14 protein-coding genes are annotated in these 16,518 nt (G+C 67.8%); 7 read left to right on the top strand and 7 right to left on the bottom strand.

Annotated features, from left to right (window positions below):
* The first annotated feature begins 64 nt into the window (after window positions 1-64).
* Genes ASF08_RS20095 through ASF08_RS20080 form a run of 4 tightly spaced genes read left to right on the top strand, consistent with a single transcriptional unit; the run spans window position 65 to window position 3,508 of the window.
* On the top strand, window positions 65-757 hold the full coding sequence (locus tag ASF08_RS20095) for a Crp/Fnr family transcriptional regulator (protein WP_018043200.1): 693 nt from the start codon (window positions 65-67) through the stop codon (window positions 755-757).
* On the top strand, window positions 754-1,839 hold the full coding sequence (locus ASF08_RS20090; protein WP_056149012.1) for an ABC transporter ATP-binding protein: 1,086 nt from the start codon (window positions 754-756) through the stop codon (window positions 1,837-1,839). The genes ASF08_RS20095 and ASF08_RS20090 overlap by 4 nt, the downstream gene beginning before the upstream one ends.
* Entirely contained in the window at window positions 1,839-2,726 is an 888-nt protein-coding gene (locus tag ASF08_RS20085; protein WP_056149010.1) for an ABC transporter permease, read from the top strand. Before ASF08_RS20090 ends, ASF08_RS20085 begins: the two co-directional genes overlap by 1 nt.
* Window positions 2,723-3,508, top strand: a complete 786-nt coding sequence (locus ASF08_RS20080; RefSeq protein WP_056149008.1) for an ABC transporter permease — start codon at window positions 2,723-2,725, stop codon at window positions 3,506-3,508. Before ASF08_RS20085 ends, ASF08_RS20080 begins: the two co-directional genes overlap by 4 nt.
* Here ASF08_RS20080 and ASF08_RS20075 read toward each other — a convergent pair.
* Window positions 3,496-5,427: an AsmA family protein gene (locus ASF08_RS20075; RefSeq protein ID WP_056149005.1), complete on the bottom strand. Its 1,932-nt coding sequence runs from the start codon at window positions 5,425-5,427 to the stop codon at window positions 3,496-3,498. The genes ASF08_RS20080 and ASF08_RS20075 overlap by 13 nt on opposite strands.
* 442 nt (window positions 5,428-5,869) lie before the next feature.
* On the opposite strand from ASF08_RS20075, the gene ASF08_RS20070 reads away from it, so the two are divergent.
* Together ASF08_RS20070 and ASF08_RS20065 are read left to right on the top strand one after the other, a co-directional pair.
* The gene (locus tag ASF08_RS20070) at window positions 5,870-6,598 is read left to right on the top strand and encodes a CoA transferase subunit A (RefSeq protein ID WP_056149004.1); all 729 of its coding nucleotides are present in this window, start codon (window positions 5,870-5,872) and stop codon (window positions 6,596-6,598) included.
* A 20-nt stretch (window positions 6,599-6,618) separates the two neighbouring features.
* On the top strand, window positions 6,619-7,278 hold the full coding sequence (locus tag ASF08_RS20065; protein ID WP_056149002.1) for a 3-oxoacid CoA-transferase subunit B: 660 nt from the start codon (window positions 6,619-6,621) through the stop codon (window positions 7,276-7,278).
* A gap of 390 nt (window positions 7,279-7,668) precedes the next feature.
* Here ASF08_RS20065 and ASF08_RS20060 read toward each other — a convergent pair whose 3' ends face one another.
* The 6 genes from ASF08_RS20060 to ASF08_RS20035 all read right to left on the bottom strand — a co-directional run bounded on the left by ASF08_RS20060 (window position 7,669) and on the right by ASF08_RS20035 (window position 14,824).
* Window positions 7,669-8,670, bottom strand: a complete 1,002-nt coding sequence (locus ASF08_RS20060; RefSeq protein ID WP_056149001.1) for a polysaccharide pyruvyl transferase family protein — start codon at window positions 8,668-8,670, stop codon at window positions 7,669-7,671.
* Between the two features lie 231 nt (window positions 8,671-8,901).
* Complete coding sequence (locus ASF08_RS20055) at window positions 8,902-9,606, bottom strand: ABC transporter ATP-binding protein (RefSeq protein WP_018043208.1); 705 nt, start codon at window positions 9,604-9,606, stop codon at window positions 8,902-8,904.
* Window positions 9,593-11,509 (bottom strand): branched-chain amino acid ABC transporter ATP-binding protein/permease, encoded by a 1,917-nt coding sequence (locus ASF08_RS20050; RefSeq protein ID WP_056148999.1) that lies wholly within the window; start codon window positions 11,507-11,509, stop codon window positions 9,593-9,595. The genes ASF08_RS20055 and ASF08_RS20050 overlap by 14 nt, the downstream gene beginning before the upstream one ends.
* Entirely contained in the window at window positions 11,509-12,384 is an 876-nt protein-coding gene (locus tag ASF08_RS20045) for a branched-chain amino acid ABC transporter permease (protein ID WP_018043210.1), read from the bottom strand. Before ASF08_RS20045 ends, ASF08_RS20050 begins: the two co-directional genes overlap by 1 nt.
* Before the next feature lie 11 nt (window positions 12,385-12,395).
* On the bottom strand, window positions 12,396-13,709 hold the full coding sequence (locus ASF08_RS20040; protein ID WP_056148997.1) for a substrate-binding protein: 1,314 nt from the start codon (window positions 13,707-13,709) through the stop codon (window positions 12,396-12,398).
* Window positions 13,710-13,801: 92 nt separating this feature from the next.
* Complete coding sequence (locus ASF08_RS20035) at window positions 13,802-14,824, bottom strand: carbon-nitrogen hydrolase family protein (RefSeq protein ID WP_056148995.1); 1,023 nt, start codon at window positions 14,822-14,824, stop codon at window positions 13,802-13,804.
* Between the two features lie 143 nt (window positions 14,825-14,967).
* On the opposite strand from ASF08_RS20035, the gene ASF08_RS20030 reads away from it, so the two are divergent.
* A complete protein-coding gene (locus ASF08_RS20030; RefSeq protein ID WP_056148993.1) occupies window positions 14,968-15,936 on the top strand; it encodes a LysR family transcriptional regulator in 969 nt (322 codons plus the stop codon).
* Window positions 15,937-16,518: the final 582 nt, after the last annotated feature.

The raw sequence follows: 16,518 nt of genomic DNA, 5'->3' as shown, positions 1-16,518 counted from the left end.
GCCGGAATGGGTTGACCCACGGGACCGGCAGCTTAACGATCACCCGCTTTAGGAGACGATACCCGTGACCGCAGGACGGCTGGCGACAATCCCCTTCTTCAAGGAGCCGGGAATCGAGCTGTCGACCTACGAGACCCGTTGCCATTGGCGCCGGTTCGACGAGAACGAAGTCCTCGTCGATTACGACGACATCTCCACCGACGTCTATTTCCTCGCCTCCGGCGAGGTCCGCATCCTCAACCGCTCGCAATCGGGCAAGGAAGTGATCCTCGGCGAGATGCGGGGCGGCGCGTTCTTCGGCGAGCTCGCGGCCCTCGACGGAATCGGCCGCTCGGCCAACGTCACCGCCCTGACCCGCGGTGAGGTCTGTGTCGTCCCGGCCCCGATCTTCCGGCAGATGATCTTCGCCTCCGAGGCTATCGCCGACCGTCTGTTCCGCCTGCTCGCCAAGCGCGTGCGCGAACTCAACACGCGGCTGATGGAACACGCGCTCCTCGACCTGCGCCACCGCCTCTATGCCGAGTTGCTGCGCCTGTCCGTGCCGCGCGCCGGCGGCGACGGCGAACGGGTGGTGACGCCGCCGCCCTATCACCACGTGCTGGCCGCCCGCATCGGCTGCCGGCGCGAGCAGGTGACCCGCGAGTTCACCGTGATGGCGGCCGATGGCCTGATCGACCGGACCCGTGGCGCCCTCGTCATCCGCCGGCCCGACCTGCTGGAGGCGCGGGTGGCCGAAGCCTTGCGCGAGGACAATTGACGGCGCGGAACGCCGTGGTCCCGTTCCTCACCCTCCAACGGCTGACGAAGACGTTCGGCACCCATGATGCGGTGGCGGATCTCTCGCTCGACATGCCGTCGGGCGAAATCCTGTGCCTGCTCGGCCCCTCCGGCTGCGGCAAGAGCACCCTGCTTCGCCTGATCGCCGGGTTCGAGACGCCCACGGGCGGGGCGATCCGCCTCGACGGCACCGATCTCACCGGCCTCGCCCCGCACAGGCGGCCGGTGAACATGATGTTCCAGTCCTATGCGCTGTTTCCCCATCTCAGCGTCGCGCGCAACATCGCCTACGGGCTGAAAGGCCTCGGCCGTTCAGCCGCTTCCGCCCGCGTGGACGCGTTGCTGCGCCTGGTGCGGATGGACGAATTCGGGAACCGGGCACCCGAGACCCTGTCCGGAGGCCAGCGCCAGCGCGTCGCCCTCGCACGCGCCCTGGCGCGCGAACCGAAGGTGCTCCTCCTCGACGAGCCCCTCGGCGCCCTCGACAGGGGGCTTCGCGAGGAGACCCAGGGGGAGTTGCGCGCAATCCAGCGCCGCCTCGGCACCGCCTTCGTCATCGTCACCCACGACCCTTCCGAGGCCATGGCGCTCGCGGACCGGATCGGCGTGATGGACAAGGGCCGTCTCGTCCAGATCGGCCGGCCCGAGACGCTCTACGAACGGCCGGTCAATCGCTTCGTCGCCGGGCTGCTGGGCGACGTGAACCTCATTCCGGGGACGGTCGGGGAAACCGACGGGGCGCTGGTGCGGGTCGAGACCGCCCTCGGTCCGGTCCTCGCCCTCGGGGAGGGCGCCCCGGCCGCCGGCGCCCCCGCGCTGGTCGCCCTGCGCCCCGAGCGCATCGGGGCTTCACCCGTCGATCCGATGGCCACCGGGGATCGCAACGCCCTCGACGGGCACGTCGAGGCCTCGACCTATCTCGGCGACCGCATCCGTCTCCAGATCCGCATGGTGGACGGCAGCACGATCCGCGCGACCCTGCCGGCCGGAGCCGGGATCGACGGCGGCGTCCCGGTCCGCCTGTCCTTCACCCCCGACGCCGCGACGGTCATGGCGGCGTGATGAAGCGGCTCCTCCCGGTTGCGCCGTATCTATGGCTCGCCGCCTTCGTGCTGCTGCCCTGCCTCATCACCCTCAAGATCAGCCTGTCCTCGCCGGCGACGGCGCAGCCGCCCTACCTGCCGGTGCTCGACTGGAGCGCCGGGATCGATGGATGGGGCGCGTTCCTCGAAGCCCTGGACTTCGCCAATTTCGAGACCCTGGCCGGGGACAGCCTGTATCGCGACGCGGCCCTGTCCTCCCTGGTCTATGCGGCCACGGCGACGGCGATCCTGGTGATCCTCGGCACGCCCGTCGCCCATGCCCTGGCCCGCTCGCCGGCCCGGCTCCAGCCGCTCCTCGTCGCCCTGGTGATCGTGCCGTTCTGGACGAGCTTCCTCATCCGCATCTATGCCTGGATCGCGATCCTGAAGCCCGAGGGCCTGCTCAATGCCGGCCTCGTCTGGACCGGTCTCATCGCCCGCCCCCTGGACATCCTGAACACGCCGGCGGCGGTGATGATCGGGCTGACCTATGCCTACCTGCCCTTCATGGTGCTGCCGCTCTACGCGGTGCTCTCCCGCCTCGACCCGACCCTGACGGAGGCCGCCGCCGATCTCGGGGCCTCGCCGGCGCGGGCGTTCTGGACCGTCACGCTGCCGCTGGCCCGGCCCGGCATCGTCGCGGGCGCGCTCCTCTGCTTCATTCCGATGGTGGGCGAGTTCATCATCCCCGATCTCCTCGGCGGCTCGGACACGCTGATGCTCGGCCGCGTCCTGTGGAGCGAGTTCTTCTCCAACCGGGACTGGCCGCTCGCCTCGGCGGTGGCGGTGCTGCTCCTCGTCCTCATCGTCGGACCGATCGTGCTGTTCCGGGATGCCGAACGCGGGCGCGGGGAGGTCGGCCGATGAGTCCGCTCAACCGGATCAGCCTCGGGCTCGGGCTCGCCTTCCTCTACGCGCCGATCGCCGTCCTCGTCGTCTTCTCGTTCAACGCCTCGTCCCTCGTGACGGTCTGGGGCGGGTTCTCCACACGCTGGTACGGAGTGCTCGTGAACGACGGCCCGCTCATCGCCGCCGCCCTCGTTTCCCTGAAAGTGGCGTCGCTCGCCGCCCTGGTGGCGACCGTCCTCGGCACCCTGGCGGCGCTGGCTCTCGACCGCAGCGGCCGCTTTACCGGACGGGGCGCCTTCACCGGCCTCGTCTACGCGCCGATGGTGATGCCGGAGGTGATCACCGGCCTGTCGCTGCTGCTGCTCTTCGTCGGGCTCGGCCTCGACCGTGGCCTCGTGACCCTGGTCGTCGCCCACGCCACCCTCGGCCTCGGTTTCGTCGCCGTGGTGGTGGGCGCCCGGTTGAAGGGGCTCGACCGCTCCCTGGAGGAGGCGGCGGCGGATCTGGGAGCAGGACCCATCCGCGTCTTCGCCACCGTCACCCTGCCGCTGATCGCACCGTCCCTGGCGGCGGCGTTCCTCCTCGCCTTCACCCTTTCCCTCGACGACCTCGTCATCGCGAGCTTCGTCTCGGGGCCGGGGGCGACGACGTTGCCGATGCGGCTCTACAGTCAGGTCCGCCTTGGCGTGAACCCGGAGATCAACGCCGCCTCGACACTTCTGGTCGGCGGCGTCACCCTCGTCGTGTTGACGGCGTCCTTCCTCACCGGCCGCCCCTCCGCCAGCGCTCAGGGCACGTAGGCGCGCACCCGCGTCGGCAGGTCGAGCGCCCCCGTCCGCGCCCCCTGCATCGCATCGGGAGCCAGGATCGAGCCGCCCCGGGAGTCGAGGTCGGAACCGCCCTCCCGCGGGATGACGCGAACGGCGACGGCGTCCCAGGGACCGTCGATGTCGAAGAGCGGCCCCTGCGCCGGGGCCGAAGACAGGTTCTTGGGTGAGACCGACCGCAGGACGGTGTCGGTGGATACACGCGGTGTCAGTTCCGCCCTGGCGGCGAGGGTCCGCTCCGGCAGCGACAGGGTTCCGCGCAGCGATGCGGACAGCGACGTGGTCTTCAGCATTCCATCCGTGATCTCGCCGATCCCGTCGACGAAGCGCAGCACCACCCCAGCGCGTTCGAAGGGCGTACGGCCGTTCCGGCGGACCAGGGCGCCATCGGCGGCGACGCCGTTGCGGTGGATCACGTCGGCGAGGTCGAGGCCGGCGAGGGTGCCGTTCTCCATGGCCAAGGACGAACGTCCATTGAGGTGAGCGATCAGCCCGGCGGCGGTACGGCCCGATCCCTCAAGGATGAAGTGCCCCTGGGCATTGCCCAGGATCCAGCCCTCCTGCCCGACATCGACCAGGAAGGCACCGAGATCGAGCTGGTCGAAAGCCCCCTGCGCACGCAGTTCGGTCTCGCCGCGATCGGTGGCGGAGGTGGTGAGGCCGAACCGTCCCTTGACGAGGCCGCCCCTCACCATCGCGCGGACGAGAGAGCCCTCGACGCTGCCGTCGCGCACCAGCAGGCTGGATGCGAGATCCTCCATCACCACCGGGCCGAGGCGGGCACTGCCCGCCGAGAGACGCAGATCGAGGTCGCCGCCGGTGAAGGGCCGCAGGGCCAGGCTCTGCCGGCTCCAGCCGTTGGCGTTCAGCGTGTCGTCCGAGCCGAAGACCCGGACCAGGGTGGCCAGAACGGGGGCGAGGTTCAGGTTCTCCGCCGCCAGGGTCGCCTGCAGGGCCGGGCGGCCCTGGCCGAAGCTGATCGAGCCGGCACCTTCCAGGCTGTTGTCACCGAGCCGTAGACGCATGGTCGGCAGGAGCAGGTTGCGGCCCGAACTCTCGAACGTACCGTCTATGGCGAAGGTATCGAGCAACGGCGACAGGGCGATGTCCGTCCCCGCCCAGGCCAAAGTCTCGCGCAGGGAACGGGTCTGCAGGCTGCCCTGGCCGCGAAGCGATACCCCGTCGGCGAGGCTGCCGCTTCCCTCCGCCGTCATCTGGCCTGCGGGCCAGGTCGCGCTGGCGGAGAACGGGGATTCACGGCCCGAGAACAGCTCGTCCAGACGAACCCCGGAGAGCGAGAACCGGGTGGGAGTCTCGTTCCAGACGAAGCTTCCCGCGACGTTGGTCTGCGAACTCCAGAACGGCCAGGCGAGGACCAGATCGACGTCGCTGGCGGTCTGGGCACTGCCGTCGCGCGGATCGCGCCCCACCAGGATCGCATCCGTGAGGCTGATGCGACGGGGACGCGACGCGCCGCCCTCGGTCAGGCGCGCCTTGAGCCGGCGGAACGGCTCGACCCAACGCCGGTCCCCGTCATCGACGGGGAGGGTGATCGTGGTGCGCTCGAGGGAGAGGGTATCGATCTCGATACGGCCGGCGAGGAGGGCGCGGATCCCGAGCTTGAGGGTGAGCGTTCCGCCCTCGGCGAGAAGCGGCCCGTCGACCGTCCCGGCACTGAGACGGACTCCCTCGAAATCCAGCCGTGGAATGGGCAGCAGGGCGATGCCTGCCCGCCCCCCGGCCGTCATCGCGATTCCGTAACCGGTCGCCAGCGATTTGCCGACGCCCCGCGTGAGGCGCGCGGAGGCGACGGACCAGGGCAGGCAGGCAGCGATCAGGGCGAGGACGAGGCTGCCGATACAGACGGCCGGCAGGAGGCGACGGAGCGGCATATCTCTCCCTATCGGAGCAAAACCGCGACGCGCGGTCCCGCGCACGGCCTCGCCCAGCCGCTGCGGTCGATCTTCGAAAACCTGCCCCCCGTTTCATTCCATAGCGAGCCGGACGGGGTTTGTCTGCCATGCATCATTTCTCCGCAGTGGAGGATTCGGAAACGGGCTCTCGTCCTTGGAGCCGTCCTTCCCCGACGGCTCAACCTGCTACAGGTCTCGTGACCCTTATTCTTTCCACCACGATGTTCTCCCGCAGGATCTTGCCGAAACGCCATGTCCTGGCGCAGAGCATGTCCTGGCGCAGAGACAGGACAGACGGACGCGGCCCTCCCTTGTCGATCCGAGCCCCGCGCGAGCCGGGCCGGGGAGGCGGGATTGGCTCGCGTTTCGCAGGGCAGCCCGAAACGGCGCCAGGAACCGGATTTCGGGAGGAAGGCTTGAGATGAAGAAGGTATATTCCGACGCCACGCAGGCGGTCGCCGGCTTGCTCAAGGACGGCATGACGATCATGGCCGGCGGCTTCGGCCTGTGCGGCATTCCCGACGAGCTGATCGACGCGATCCAGGCGTCAGGGGTCAAGGATCTCACCGTCATCTCCAACAATGCCGGCATCGACAATGTCGGCCTCGGCAAGCTGCTGCAGACCCGCCAGATCGCCAAGATGATCTCGTCCTATGTCGGCGAGAACAAGGAATTCGCCCGCCAGTATCTCGGCGGCGAACTCGCCATCGAGTTCAACCCCCAGGGCACCCTGGCCGAGCGCATCCGCGCCGGCGGGGCGGGCATCCCGGCCTTCTTCACCAAGACCGGCGTCGGAACCCTCATCGCCGAGGGCAAGGAAGTGCGCGAGTTCGACGGCGAGGATTACGTGATGGAGCGCGGTCTCTTCGCCGATCTCGCCATCGTCCATGCCTGGAAGGGCGATACCGAAGGCAACCTCGTCTACCGGAAGACCGCCCGCAACTTCAATCCGATGATGGCCACCGCCGCCAAGGTGACGGTCGCCCAGGTGGAGCATCTGGTCCAGCCCGGCGAGATCGACGGCGACGCGATCCATACGCCGGGCATCTTCGTCAAGCGCATCATCCACGTGGCGATCCGCGAGAAGAGGATCGAGCAGCGCACCACGCGCAAGCGTGGCGAGACCGCCGCCGCCGCCGCCGCCGTCTGACATCCTAGGGAGACACCACCATGGCCTGGACCCGCGAACAGATGGCGGCGCGCGCCGCCAAGGAGCTGCGCGACGGCTACTACGTGAACCTCGGCATCGGCATTCCGACCCTGGTCTCGAACTACATTCCCGACGGCATGTCGGTGCAGCTGCAATCCGAGAACGGCATGCTCGGCATGGGGCCTTTCCCTTACGAGGGTGAGGAAGACCCCGACCTCATCAATGCGGGCAAGCAGACGATCACCGAGTTGCCGACCACGAGCTACTTCTCGTCGTCCGACTCCTTCGGCATGGTCCGGGGCGGGCACATCAACCTGTCGATCCTCGGTGCCATGCAGGTGGCGGAGAACGGCGACCTCGCCAATTGGATGATCCCCGGCAAGATGGTGAAGGGCATGGGCGGCGCCATGGATCTCGTCGCCGGCGTGAAGAAGGTGGTGGTGGTGATGGAGCACACCGCCAAGGGGAAGGACGGATCGGAGGCGCCCAAGCTCCTCACCGCCTGCGACCTGCCGCTGACCGGCACCGCCGTCGTCGACATGGTGATCACGGATCTCGGCGTCTTCACCATCGACAAGAAGGGCGATGGTGGCATGGTCCTGGTCGAGCTCGCCGACGGCGTCACCGAGGAGGAGATCCGCTCCAAGACCCAGGGCGCCTTCACCGTGGCACTGAACTGAGCGCACTTTAAAACTCCCGCCGCGCCGCCGTACCTCGAACGAGAGCCGGTGGTGGCCGGGTCTTGTCCGAGGCGCTCCGAGTCGCAGCGGCCCGAAAACGAAAGGGCTCCCGATGCAACCGCATCGGGAGCCCTTTGCCTGACAGGACCGATCTTTCCGCGTGGCCCCTAATACTAAGTCTCACTGCCCCTGACCCATAGGTCAGGGGCAGTGAGGTCCGGCGGACGACCGCCGCCGCGCAATCGCGCGGGCAAACCTCGATGAGTCAGACTCATCGAGGTCTGGTATAAGCAGGTTCAGCAACAGTGGTCACCGGTTTTGCGCCCCGAAACCTGCGACACTCCAAAGGCCCAAGCGAGGTGAAGCGTTGGCTTGCCGATGCGAACCAGCTCAGGTCCTCGCGGGTGGCGGCTCCTGAAATCGGACCAGGAACGGGAAGGCCGCCCGCAGAGGCTTCGTGTCGAGGGGGGAGGGCGGCAGCACGCAGGCGCGGTGGTCGAGCCAGGCTAGGTCGCTGAACGTCCGGGGAAGTTCGAGGGCTTCGTCGGAGAGCCCCACCGATTGCTTGTAGTCCCGCATCTTGAAGGAATCCTTCGCCTCCTTCTTGCCCTCCGACAGCCGCGCCGATTGAGCGGGGACACCATAGGCATGCGCCACGATGAGGCCGTGCAGCGAGGTGGTGACGATCTCGTCGCAGGAGAGGATCTCGCGGATCACCCGCTCGATGTCCTCGAACGACACCGAGAGGAGCGAGATGACCTTGACGTGGTCGGCGCCCACCGCCTCGACGGCCTCGCGGATCCGCGCTTCCTGCAGGACGTGCGCGATGATGCCGACCTTGTGGGTCTTCTCCACCGCAGGAGCGTAGAGCTCGGGCAGCAGGATGGCGGCATCGCCGTAGATTTCGGGGCATTGACCACCGGCGGCCAGAACGGCGTCGCGCGAGAGCGGCCCGCGAACCGCCGAATAGATCGCGGTCGGGCAGATGTCGTCGGTGCTGCGGGGCATGCCGGTCCCCCACAGATACATGCCGGGCCGGGCGAACTTGGCGATACTGCCGATGCAGAGCCCGTCTGCATGCTTCGAATTGTACCAGCGGGGCATGACGCCGAAGGCATGCCAGAGCACGTAGGGTGTCAGGATATCGCCGAAATTCCCCGGGAACGGACTGCGCATCCACCAGATCTTCGGACGAAACCGCTCGTCGAGCCCGGCCTCCGCCGCGATGTCGTCGAGGGTGAGCAGGGAGCGATACGCCGCGACCAGGGCTCCCCATCTCTCGACGGACTGGCCCAGCAATTCGGCTTCCAGTTGGAGGAAGGCGTCCCGCTCTCCATTCCGGAGGAAGGTCAGGAACGTCTTCTCGGCAATAGTCTCTTCATCATTCGCCAATGTTCGCCTCTCCCTACAGAGCCGGCTCGGGATCCGGAGCCGCTTCTCGGAAAAATGCCACGCGGCGACAAAGACTTAAAACGCCTCGTCATCCAGCGATCGCCGGAGGTTTATCTCAGGGCGCAAAGCCCCTGTCGAGGCGTTTCGGTGTGCTCTCCTCGCATGCAGCCTCGTGTCGTGTGACGGATGCCGCGTCGTCCGACGCGTAGGCCGCCATCCGGGAGGGGCGCTCTACCCGGCAAGCCCCATGAAGGCCCGCATCGGCGCGGCGTCGGCGCGGAGATCGGCGGCCTGCCCCTCGTAGACGACGTGGCCGTTGTTGAAACCGTAGACCCGCTGGGCGAAGCTCAGCACCGCCGCCACGTTCTGCTCCACCACCACGATCGTCCGGCCCTCCTGCGCGAGGCGTCGGGTCAAGGCGATCAGGTCCTGGACGATGAGGGGGGCCAGGCCCTCGAACGGCTCGTCGAGGAGGATGATCCGGGGATCGCGGATGAGCGCCCGGGCGATCGAGAGCATCTGCTGCTCGCCACCCGACAGGGTGCGCCCCCGCGACGTGCGGCGCTCCTTCAATCGCGGAAAAACCTCCCAGATCCGGTCGAGGGACCATGGCTTCTGTGCGGTCAGGCGGGCGACGCGCAGGTTCTCCTCCACCGTGAGAGTGCCGAAGACGGCGCGCTCCTCCGGGACGAGCTGCATCCCGACACGCGCGATCTTCTCGGGCCGCAGGCCGTGGATCGGCTTGCCGTCGAGGCGGATCGTCCCGCTGCGCGGAGACAGGGCGCCCATCAGCGTCCGGAGCGTCGTCGTCTTGCCCGCGCCGTTGCGGCCGAGCAGCGCCACGACCTCGTTCTCCTCGACCCGGAGCGACACGTCGAACAGGACGTGCGAATCCCCGTAGAGCGTGTTGATGCTCTCGACCTCAAGCAGACTCATTCATGGCTCCCCGGATGCGGGTGGACTCGCCGGTCCCGTCCTCCTCCGGCCCCGTGCCGAGATAGGCTTTCCGCACGGCGGGATCGCGGCGCACGTCCTCGGCCGGTCCATCCGCGAGGAGGTGCCCGTCGCTGAGGACGGTGACTTGCTCGGCGAGGTCGAAGACGGCATCGAGATCGTGTTCGACGATGAGGATCGTGCAGGACCGTCCGATCCGCCGGATCAGTGCGCAGGTCGCGACCCGTTCGGAGGGACTCATCCCGGCGAGCGGTTCGTCGAGGAGGAGGACGTTGGGGCTCGTCGCCAGCGCCATCCCGATTTCGAGGCGGCGCTTCTCGCCGTAGGCCAGGATGCTCGCGCGGGTTTCCGCCCGCGGGCCGAGATCGAGGATGGCCAGCATGGTCTCCACCTGATCCTCCACCTCCGCCCGACCGACCGAGGGGGCGAGGAGATCGAGGCGGAACCTGCCCCGCGCCCGGGCGAGGGCGGCCACCCGCAGGTTCTCCCGCACCGTGAGGTTGAGGAAGAGCTGGTTGAGCTGGTTGCTCTTGGCGACGCCGAGCTGAGCGGCACGGGCCCCCCCCGCCCCCGTGAGCCGCTCACCGAACAGCAGGACCGAGCCGGCGCTCGGGCTCACCTCGTCGGAGAGCATCTTGAACAGGGTGCTCTTGCCGGCTCCGTTCGGGCCGATCACCGCATGGATCGATCCTCGCCGGACCCGGAAGCTGACCCCGTCCACGGCCTTCAGGCCTCCGTAATGGCGGGCGAGATCCTGAGCCTCCAGGGCGATCTCCGCGTGCGACGCGCGGCCGTCGATGGCCGGCCGGGGCATGGGGAGCGCGACCTCGGCCGGGATTTCGGGAGTGACCGCGCCGGGCGCCGCCTCGATGACCTCGGTGCGGGCCTCGGCGGCACGCAGGAGTGCCGCATTGCGACGACGCTCCCAGCGGTGCAGGATCTCTCCGCAGATGCCGCGGCGCAGGCCCATCACGAGACCGATGAAGGCGATCCCGAGAATGAGCTTCCAGAGAGGACCCAGGCCGGGGACGAGTTGAAGGTTGTCCCGCAGCCAGAGCCAGAGCGCCGCCCCCACCAGGGGGCCGACGAGGGTGCCGACCCCGCCGACGATCGTCTGCACCACGAGCTGGCCGGACGTCTCGAGCGCGAAGGCGTCCGGCGGCATGTAGCTCTGGAAGGAGCCGAGCATCGCTCCGGCCAGGCCCGCATAGAGCGCCGCGATGGTGAAGGCGGCGAGCTTGTAGGCGGGGACGTCGTGGCCGAGCATGGCCACGCGAGGCGTGTTCTCCTTGATGGCTTTCAGGATCAGGCCCACCGGCGACCGCACGATGCGCCGGGCCAGCACGAAGCCGAAGAAGAAGGTCGCGGCCAGGAGCGCATACATCGGCAGGCCAGCCGTGATCCGGAAGGCGCCATCACCGAAACCGATCACCGGTACGGGCACCCCGGCGATACCGTTCTCGCCGCCCGTGTAGTCCGACAGTGACGAGTTCTGGATGAAATAGGCCATCTGGCCGAAGGCCAGGGTGATCATGGCGAAGTAGATGCCGATCCGCCGCACGGCGAGCCAGCCGACGGCGATGCCGAACAGGCCGGCGGCCAGCGTGCCGATGAGGAAGGCGAGCCAGACGCTCTGAATCGTCCCCGAGACCAGCAGGTAGGCGGCGACGAAGCCGCCGGCACCGTAGAAGGCCGCCTGCCCGAAGGAGAGCAGGCCGGCGAGCCCGAAGAGGATGTCGAAGCCGAGGCCGAACAAGGCCCAGTTCAGCGCCCGCGACAGCAGGTCGTGGGAGAAGCCGAGCGGAGGCAGGAGGATGGGGGCGGCGAGGAGAACGAAGAAGAGGGCGAGCTCGGGCAACAGCGCCCGGAGGGGGCCGCATGTCATCAGACGCGTCCCTCCGTGCCGAACAGGCCCTGCGGCCGCGCCACGAGGACGAGGGCCATCAGGCCGTAGAGCATGACCTCCGAGTAGGCGGAATCGAAGGCGCTGGTGAGGCTGATGATCTCGCCCGCGATGAGACCGCCGACGATGGCGCCGGGAAAGGACCCGAGGCCGCCGAGCACGATGACCACGAAGGACTGCACCATGAAGCTCGCGCCCATGTCGGGCGTCACCGCCACCACGGGGGCGTAGAGCATGCCGGCGAGCCCGACGGCGACGATGCCCACCGCGAAGACGAGCAGGAAGGTCCGCCGCACGTCGATGCCGAGGATGCCGACCATGCCGGCATTCTCGATGCCGGCCCGCACCACGAGGCCGACCGAGGTCCGGTAGAGCACGAGATAGAGGCCCACGAGGAGCGCCGCGACGATGCCGATGAGTTGCAGGCGATAGGTCGGGTAGACCATGAACCCGAGCTTCGTCGCGCCGGTGCCCCAGGACGGCACCGGAACCCGCTGGCTGTTGCCGCCGAACCCGGCCCGCAATCCCTCGACCAGGACGATGCCGATCCCGTAGGTGACGAGGATCTGGTCCTCGTCCGGCCGGGCATAGAAGTGGCGGATGACGAGCCGCTCCATCGTGAAGCCGATGATGAGCATGATGGCGCAGCCGCCGAGCATGGCGAGCACGAAGGAGTGCGTGGCCTGCATCATCACGAAGGCCGTGTAGGCGCCGACAGCGAACAGCGCGCCATGGGCGAAGTTCAGGACGCCGAGCGTCCCGAGGATGATGGTGAGCCCGCTGGAGACGAGAGCCAGGAGGCTGCCGAGGGCGAGGCCGTTGAAGGCCTGCGAGAGGAGGACGGCGGTGCTCGGCATGACGGCGCGCCTCAGCTGTAGGGGCCGAGCTTGCACCCGAAGAGATCGGGCGGGTTCATCACGGTCTCGCCGTCCACAAGGTCCACGACCTCGTAGAAATCCTCCGGCCCCTTCATGGCCGAGGGCGCCTTGCCGCGCAGGATCGGGATCGGGCGGACCATCTGGTGGTCCTCAGCGCGGAAATAGACGCGGCCGATCGTGGTCTCGTAGGGCTGCGCCTTCGAGCCCTCCATCACCTTGATGATGTCGACGGGGTTGAAACCGCCCGCCCTCTCCACCGAAAGCGCCCAGAGATAGGTCTGCATGTAGGCGATGTGGGCGCCCCAGCGCGGGCGATAGGCGTTCCGGGCGAGGAAGGCCTCCACGAACGTCTTGGCGAGGGGGAAGCGATCCTGCAGTGTCCACCAGAAGTCGCAGGAGCCGTAGACGCCCTGCATCAGTTCCGGGCCGACCTCCTTGTCCTGGAACGAGGACAGGTTCGGCACCACGAGCTTCATGCTCGACAGGACGCCGAACTGCTCGGCCTGCTTGGTGGAGGCCACGGCATCCGAGCCGAAGCAGATGTTGACGAAGACGTCGGCGCCGCTGTTGGCGATGTTGAGGAGCGCCGAGCTGTAATCGGCCGTCCCCAGGGGGACCGTCTCCTTCAGGACCTGCGTCCAGCCCTGCTCCTTCGAGAACTTGGAGAAGGAATCGTAGACCGTCTGGCCGTAGGTGTAGTCGGGGACGAGGAAGGCGGCCTTGAGCTTCGTGCCGAGCGCCTTGGCGACGACGGGAGCGAGGGCCTTGGCGGCCATGTAGGCGTTCTGCTGCGAGCGGAAGCCGTAGCGCTGGCAGTTCTTGCCGGTGACGTCGTTCGAGCCGGCGATGCCGACCATGTAGAGGACCTTGTCGCGGCTCGCGAGCTCCTCGAGGGCGATGGCCTCCGCACTGCTGACGGAGCCCTGGAACATGATGGCCTTGTCGCGCTGGATGAACTGCGTCGCGGCCTGGACCGCCACGTTGGGCTTGCCCTCCGTATCGGCGATCTTGTGGCGGATCTGGCGGCCGAGGACGCCCTTGCCCTTGAGCCCCCAGGCGGCGGGGATCTCGCCGCCCGCGTTGATCTGCGCGATGGCGAGTTCATAGCCGAGCTTCAGGTCGCTTCCATCGCCGGAAAAGACCCCGGTGAGCGGCATGTTGAGGCCGATGAAGACCGAATCCGCGCCGACGCCGCCCGGGAACGTTCCGATCTGTGCCGGACTCTGGGCGAAGGCTGCGCGAATATCCGGCAGCATCAGTCCGGCGGCACCTCCGAGGATGAGCTTGCGACGGTCGATGGTCATGGCACATCTCCATTCTGGGTCGTTGACGCGAAGGAACGGGGGCGAAGGATCGGACGCAAGGAAGAGGAGCGGACTTCCGCGGGGTCGGTCGCTCACGCGCCGTTCGCTGGCGGGGCCGGGGGCTCGGATGCGGCAGCAAGCTCCGGGCCGTCGCGGAACCGGGCGGGAACGAGCCGCTGGCGGTTCACCCCGAGGTCGAACACATCGAAGCGGTTGTAATAGCCGACCACGTCGTGGAACTGCTTGGGCTCGATGCAGGCATCGAGGTCGATCTCCGCATAGAGGATCCCCTCGTCCTGCAGCGCCTCGCCGATCTGCGCCCCCGTGGGATCGACGAAGAACGAGGCGGCGCGCGGCGTTGCGTCGAGCACGTCGGCGGCGCCGGGATCGCGGGCGGCGAGGAAATCGTAGGCCTTGCCGTCCAGCATGCCCGCCGTCACGAGGCCGAAGACCTTGGCCTCGAAGCAATGGGCGCTGGCCCGCAGGCGGTTGGCCGCCAGGTTGTCGTAATTGCCGCCCCCCTTCGGCCGCCGCGTCGGCCAGACCGGGGGCCAGGACGAGATGTGGAACTGCTCGCCCTGCGCCATCAGGGCATAGCGCGCCAGCGGGTTGGTGTTCTCGCCGCAGATGAGCTGGCCGATGCGCCCGATCCCGGTCTCCACCACCTTCAGCCCGGCGCCGTCGCCCGGGGCCCAGATGAGCTTCTCGTAATAGGTCGGCATCAGCTTGCGATGATGGTTCAGGATCGCGCCATCCGCGCCGATGATGAGATTGGCGTTCCATAGGCAGCCGACGCTCACGGGCGAGCGCTCGCTGAGCCCCAAGGACACGACGATGCCCGCCTTCTGCGCCGCCTGACGGATGCGCCCGATCTCCGGCCCGTCGACCAGGACGGATTGCTCGACCATGAGGGCGAAGAGATCGTGGTTGTCGATGGGAGCCGAGAGCGCCGCCCAGACCGGAAAGGCCGGGATGAAGGTCTCCGGGAAGGCGACGAGGCCCGCCCCCGCCCGCGCCGCCTCGTGGATCAACGAGACCGCCTTGTCGGTGGTGGCGGCGGCATCGAGGAAGACGGGGGCGGCGTGGATCGCCGCGGCCTTGAAGCGTGGAAGCATGGACTTGACCCTTTCGTGAACCAGCCTAGCCGGCGCCCGACGGGCGCGAAGTGGGCAAATCTGCAAGGCGCCTTGCGGAAGGGACCCGGCGCGGGCGGCGACCGGACGGCCGGGCTTGGCGCGAGTCTTGCCAACCGATCCCCATGGCTGCGCTCGATCTGCTCGACTGGGACGACCTGAAGGTCTTCCTCAACGCCGCCAGGGGCGGCAGCCTCGCCGGGGCGGCCAAGCGCCTGAAGGTCGATCAATCGACGGTGAGCCGCCGCCTCGCCCATCTGGAGAGTGCGCTCGGCATCGCGCTCTTCGAGCGCGTGCCGTCAGGGCTTCGGCTGAGCGAGCCGGGCCAGCGCCTCCTCGGGCATGCCGAGCGGGTCGAGAGCGCGGTCATCGCCATGGGCGAGGAGGTTTCTCCCTCGGCGGCGCAGGCCAGCGGGCGGGTGCGGCTCGCGACGATGGAGGGCATCGCCTCGCTCTACCTCGCAGAACGCTTCGTGCGCCTGCGTGAGACCCACCCGGATCTCGCGATCGAACTCGTCACCTCGTCTCAGACCGTCTACGTCAACCGGCGCGAGGCCGACCTCTTCCTGAGCTTCTTCAAACCGCCGGGCCAGGGGCTGGTCTCCGAACAGGTGGGACGCTTCCGGCTCGGCCTCTACGGCGCCCCCACCTACCTCGCCCGGGCCGGCATGCCGCAGAGCATCGACGAGCTGCGCCATCACGCCTTCGTCTCCTACATCAGCGATCTGATCCAGGTGGATTGCGTCCGCTGGCTCGACGACGTCGTGCTCGACCGTCACATCGTGTTCCATTCCAACAGCATGATCGCCCAGAAGAACGCCGCCGCCGGCGGTCTCGGCCTCGTGCTTCTGCCGAGCTTCGCCGTGAAGGGGCGCGACGACCTCGTCCCCGTGCTCCATGAAACCGCCTCGACCAGCCGCGATCTCTGGCTCAACGTGCATACGGACCTGCGCTTCTCCCCCCGCATCCAGGCGGTGACGGGGTTCCTCAAGCGGCTGTTCCGCGCCGATCCCTCGTTTCAGGTCGGGATGCCGTCGCCGTCCCTTCCCTGCCTCCGCACCCTTGCCCCGGAGGGGTTGCACCACGCGGGATGAGCGCGCCCGGTGGACCCGGCGGAGGCGGCCCACCAAAAGGGGGGGCGTCACTGGTCGGTATCTCAAAAATGCAATTTTTAGTTTAATCCGTGGGGAAGCGTCTGACATCGCACGTCCGAGGGAGCGACCCACAAATAAAATCTCGCCGGCCTCCCTCATATGAGGGATGACAAACCGAAATCATCCCTCGAGCAGAGATCGAGCCGCGATCCCCGATCTGTTGACAATCGAGAATTTCCCACGTCGGTCAATCAGTTATCATGGGGATGGAAAAATATCGGCCCGCCCCGTAACATGGACTAGCAACCATCGGAGCGTGCGAGAATTATGGACATGCACGTTTCGTTGTGGAAACAATCGCTATAAGGCATGCGTGAATGAGTTCGCGGCGCTTGCAGCTTTTGGCGAGCCGCCATGATGGCTACTTAAGTAGTTGGACGAGGGAATGCGGACCTTGGAGATTTCCCCTCGCCTTGCAGGCCTGTCCGCTCGCGAGGCAAATCAGGCCGGCCCCGTCCCTGTAGCGTCGAAGACGTAGCGAGCGTCGGACACAATAATACTGAACAAAGCTGCATTGGGGAG

Origin of the sequence: Methylobacterium sp. Leaf85 (assembly GCF_001422125.1) — a bacterium.
Lineage (GTDB): Bacteria > Pseudomonadota > Alphaproteobacteria > Rhizobiales > Beijerinckiaceae > Methylobacterium > Methylobacterium bullatum.
The sequence above is the reverse complement of the archived record's forward strand: the minus strand, read 5'-3'. Positions and strand labels throughout refer to the sequence as shown.

What these genes read in the sequence shown, in the direction of transcription:
- ASF08_RS20085 (WP_056149010.1), top strand. Translation starts at nt 1,839, where the DNA reads ATGAAGCGGCTCCTCCCGGTTGCGCCGTATCTATGGCTCGCCGCCTTC.
- ASF08_RS20080 (WP_056149008.1), top strand. Translation starts at nt 2,723, where the DNA reads ATGAGTCCGCTCAACCGGATCAGCCTCGGGCTCGGGCTCGCCTTCCTC.
- ASF08_RS20075 (WP_056149005.1), bottom strand. Translation starts at nt 5,427, where the DNA reads ATGCCGCTCCGTCGCCTCCTGCCGGCCGTCTGTATCGGCAGCCTCGTC.
- ASF08_RS20070 (WP_056149004.1), top strand. Translation starts at nt 5,870, where the DNA reads ATGAAGAAGGTATATTCCGACGCCACGCAGGCGGTCGCCGGCTTGCTC.
- ASF08_RS20065 (WP_056149002.1), top strand. Translation starts at nt 6,619, where the DNA reads ATGGCCTGGACCCGCGAACAGATGGCGGCGCGCGCCGCCAAGGAGCTG.
- ASF08_RS20055 (WP_018043208.1), bottom strand. Translation starts at nt 9,606, where the DNA reads ATGAGTCTGCTTGAGGTCGAGAGCATCAACACGCTCTACGGGGATTCG.
- ASF08_RS20050 (WP_056148999.1), bottom strand. Translation starts at nt 11,509, where the DNA reads ATGACATGCGGCCCCCTCCGGGCGCTGTTGCCCGAGCTCGCCCTCTTC.
- ASF08_RS20045 (WP_018043210.1), bottom strand. Translation starts at nt 12,384, where the DNA reads ATGCCGAGCACCGCCGTCCTCCTCTCGCAGGCCTTCAACGGCCTCGCC.
- ASF08_RS20040 (WP_056148997.1), bottom strand. Translation starts at nt 13,709, where the DNA reads ATGACCATCGACCGTCGCAAGCTCATCCTCGGAGGTGCCGCCGGACTG.
- ASF08_RS20035 (WP_056148995.1), bottom strand. Translation starts at nt 14,824, where the DNA reads ATGCTTCCACGCTTCAAGGCCGCGGCGATCCACGCCGCCCCCGTCTTC.
- ASF08_RS20030 (WP_056148993.1), top strand. Translation starts at nt 14,968, where the DNA reads ATGGCTGCGCTCGATCTGCTCGACTGGGACGACCTGAAGGTCTTCCTC.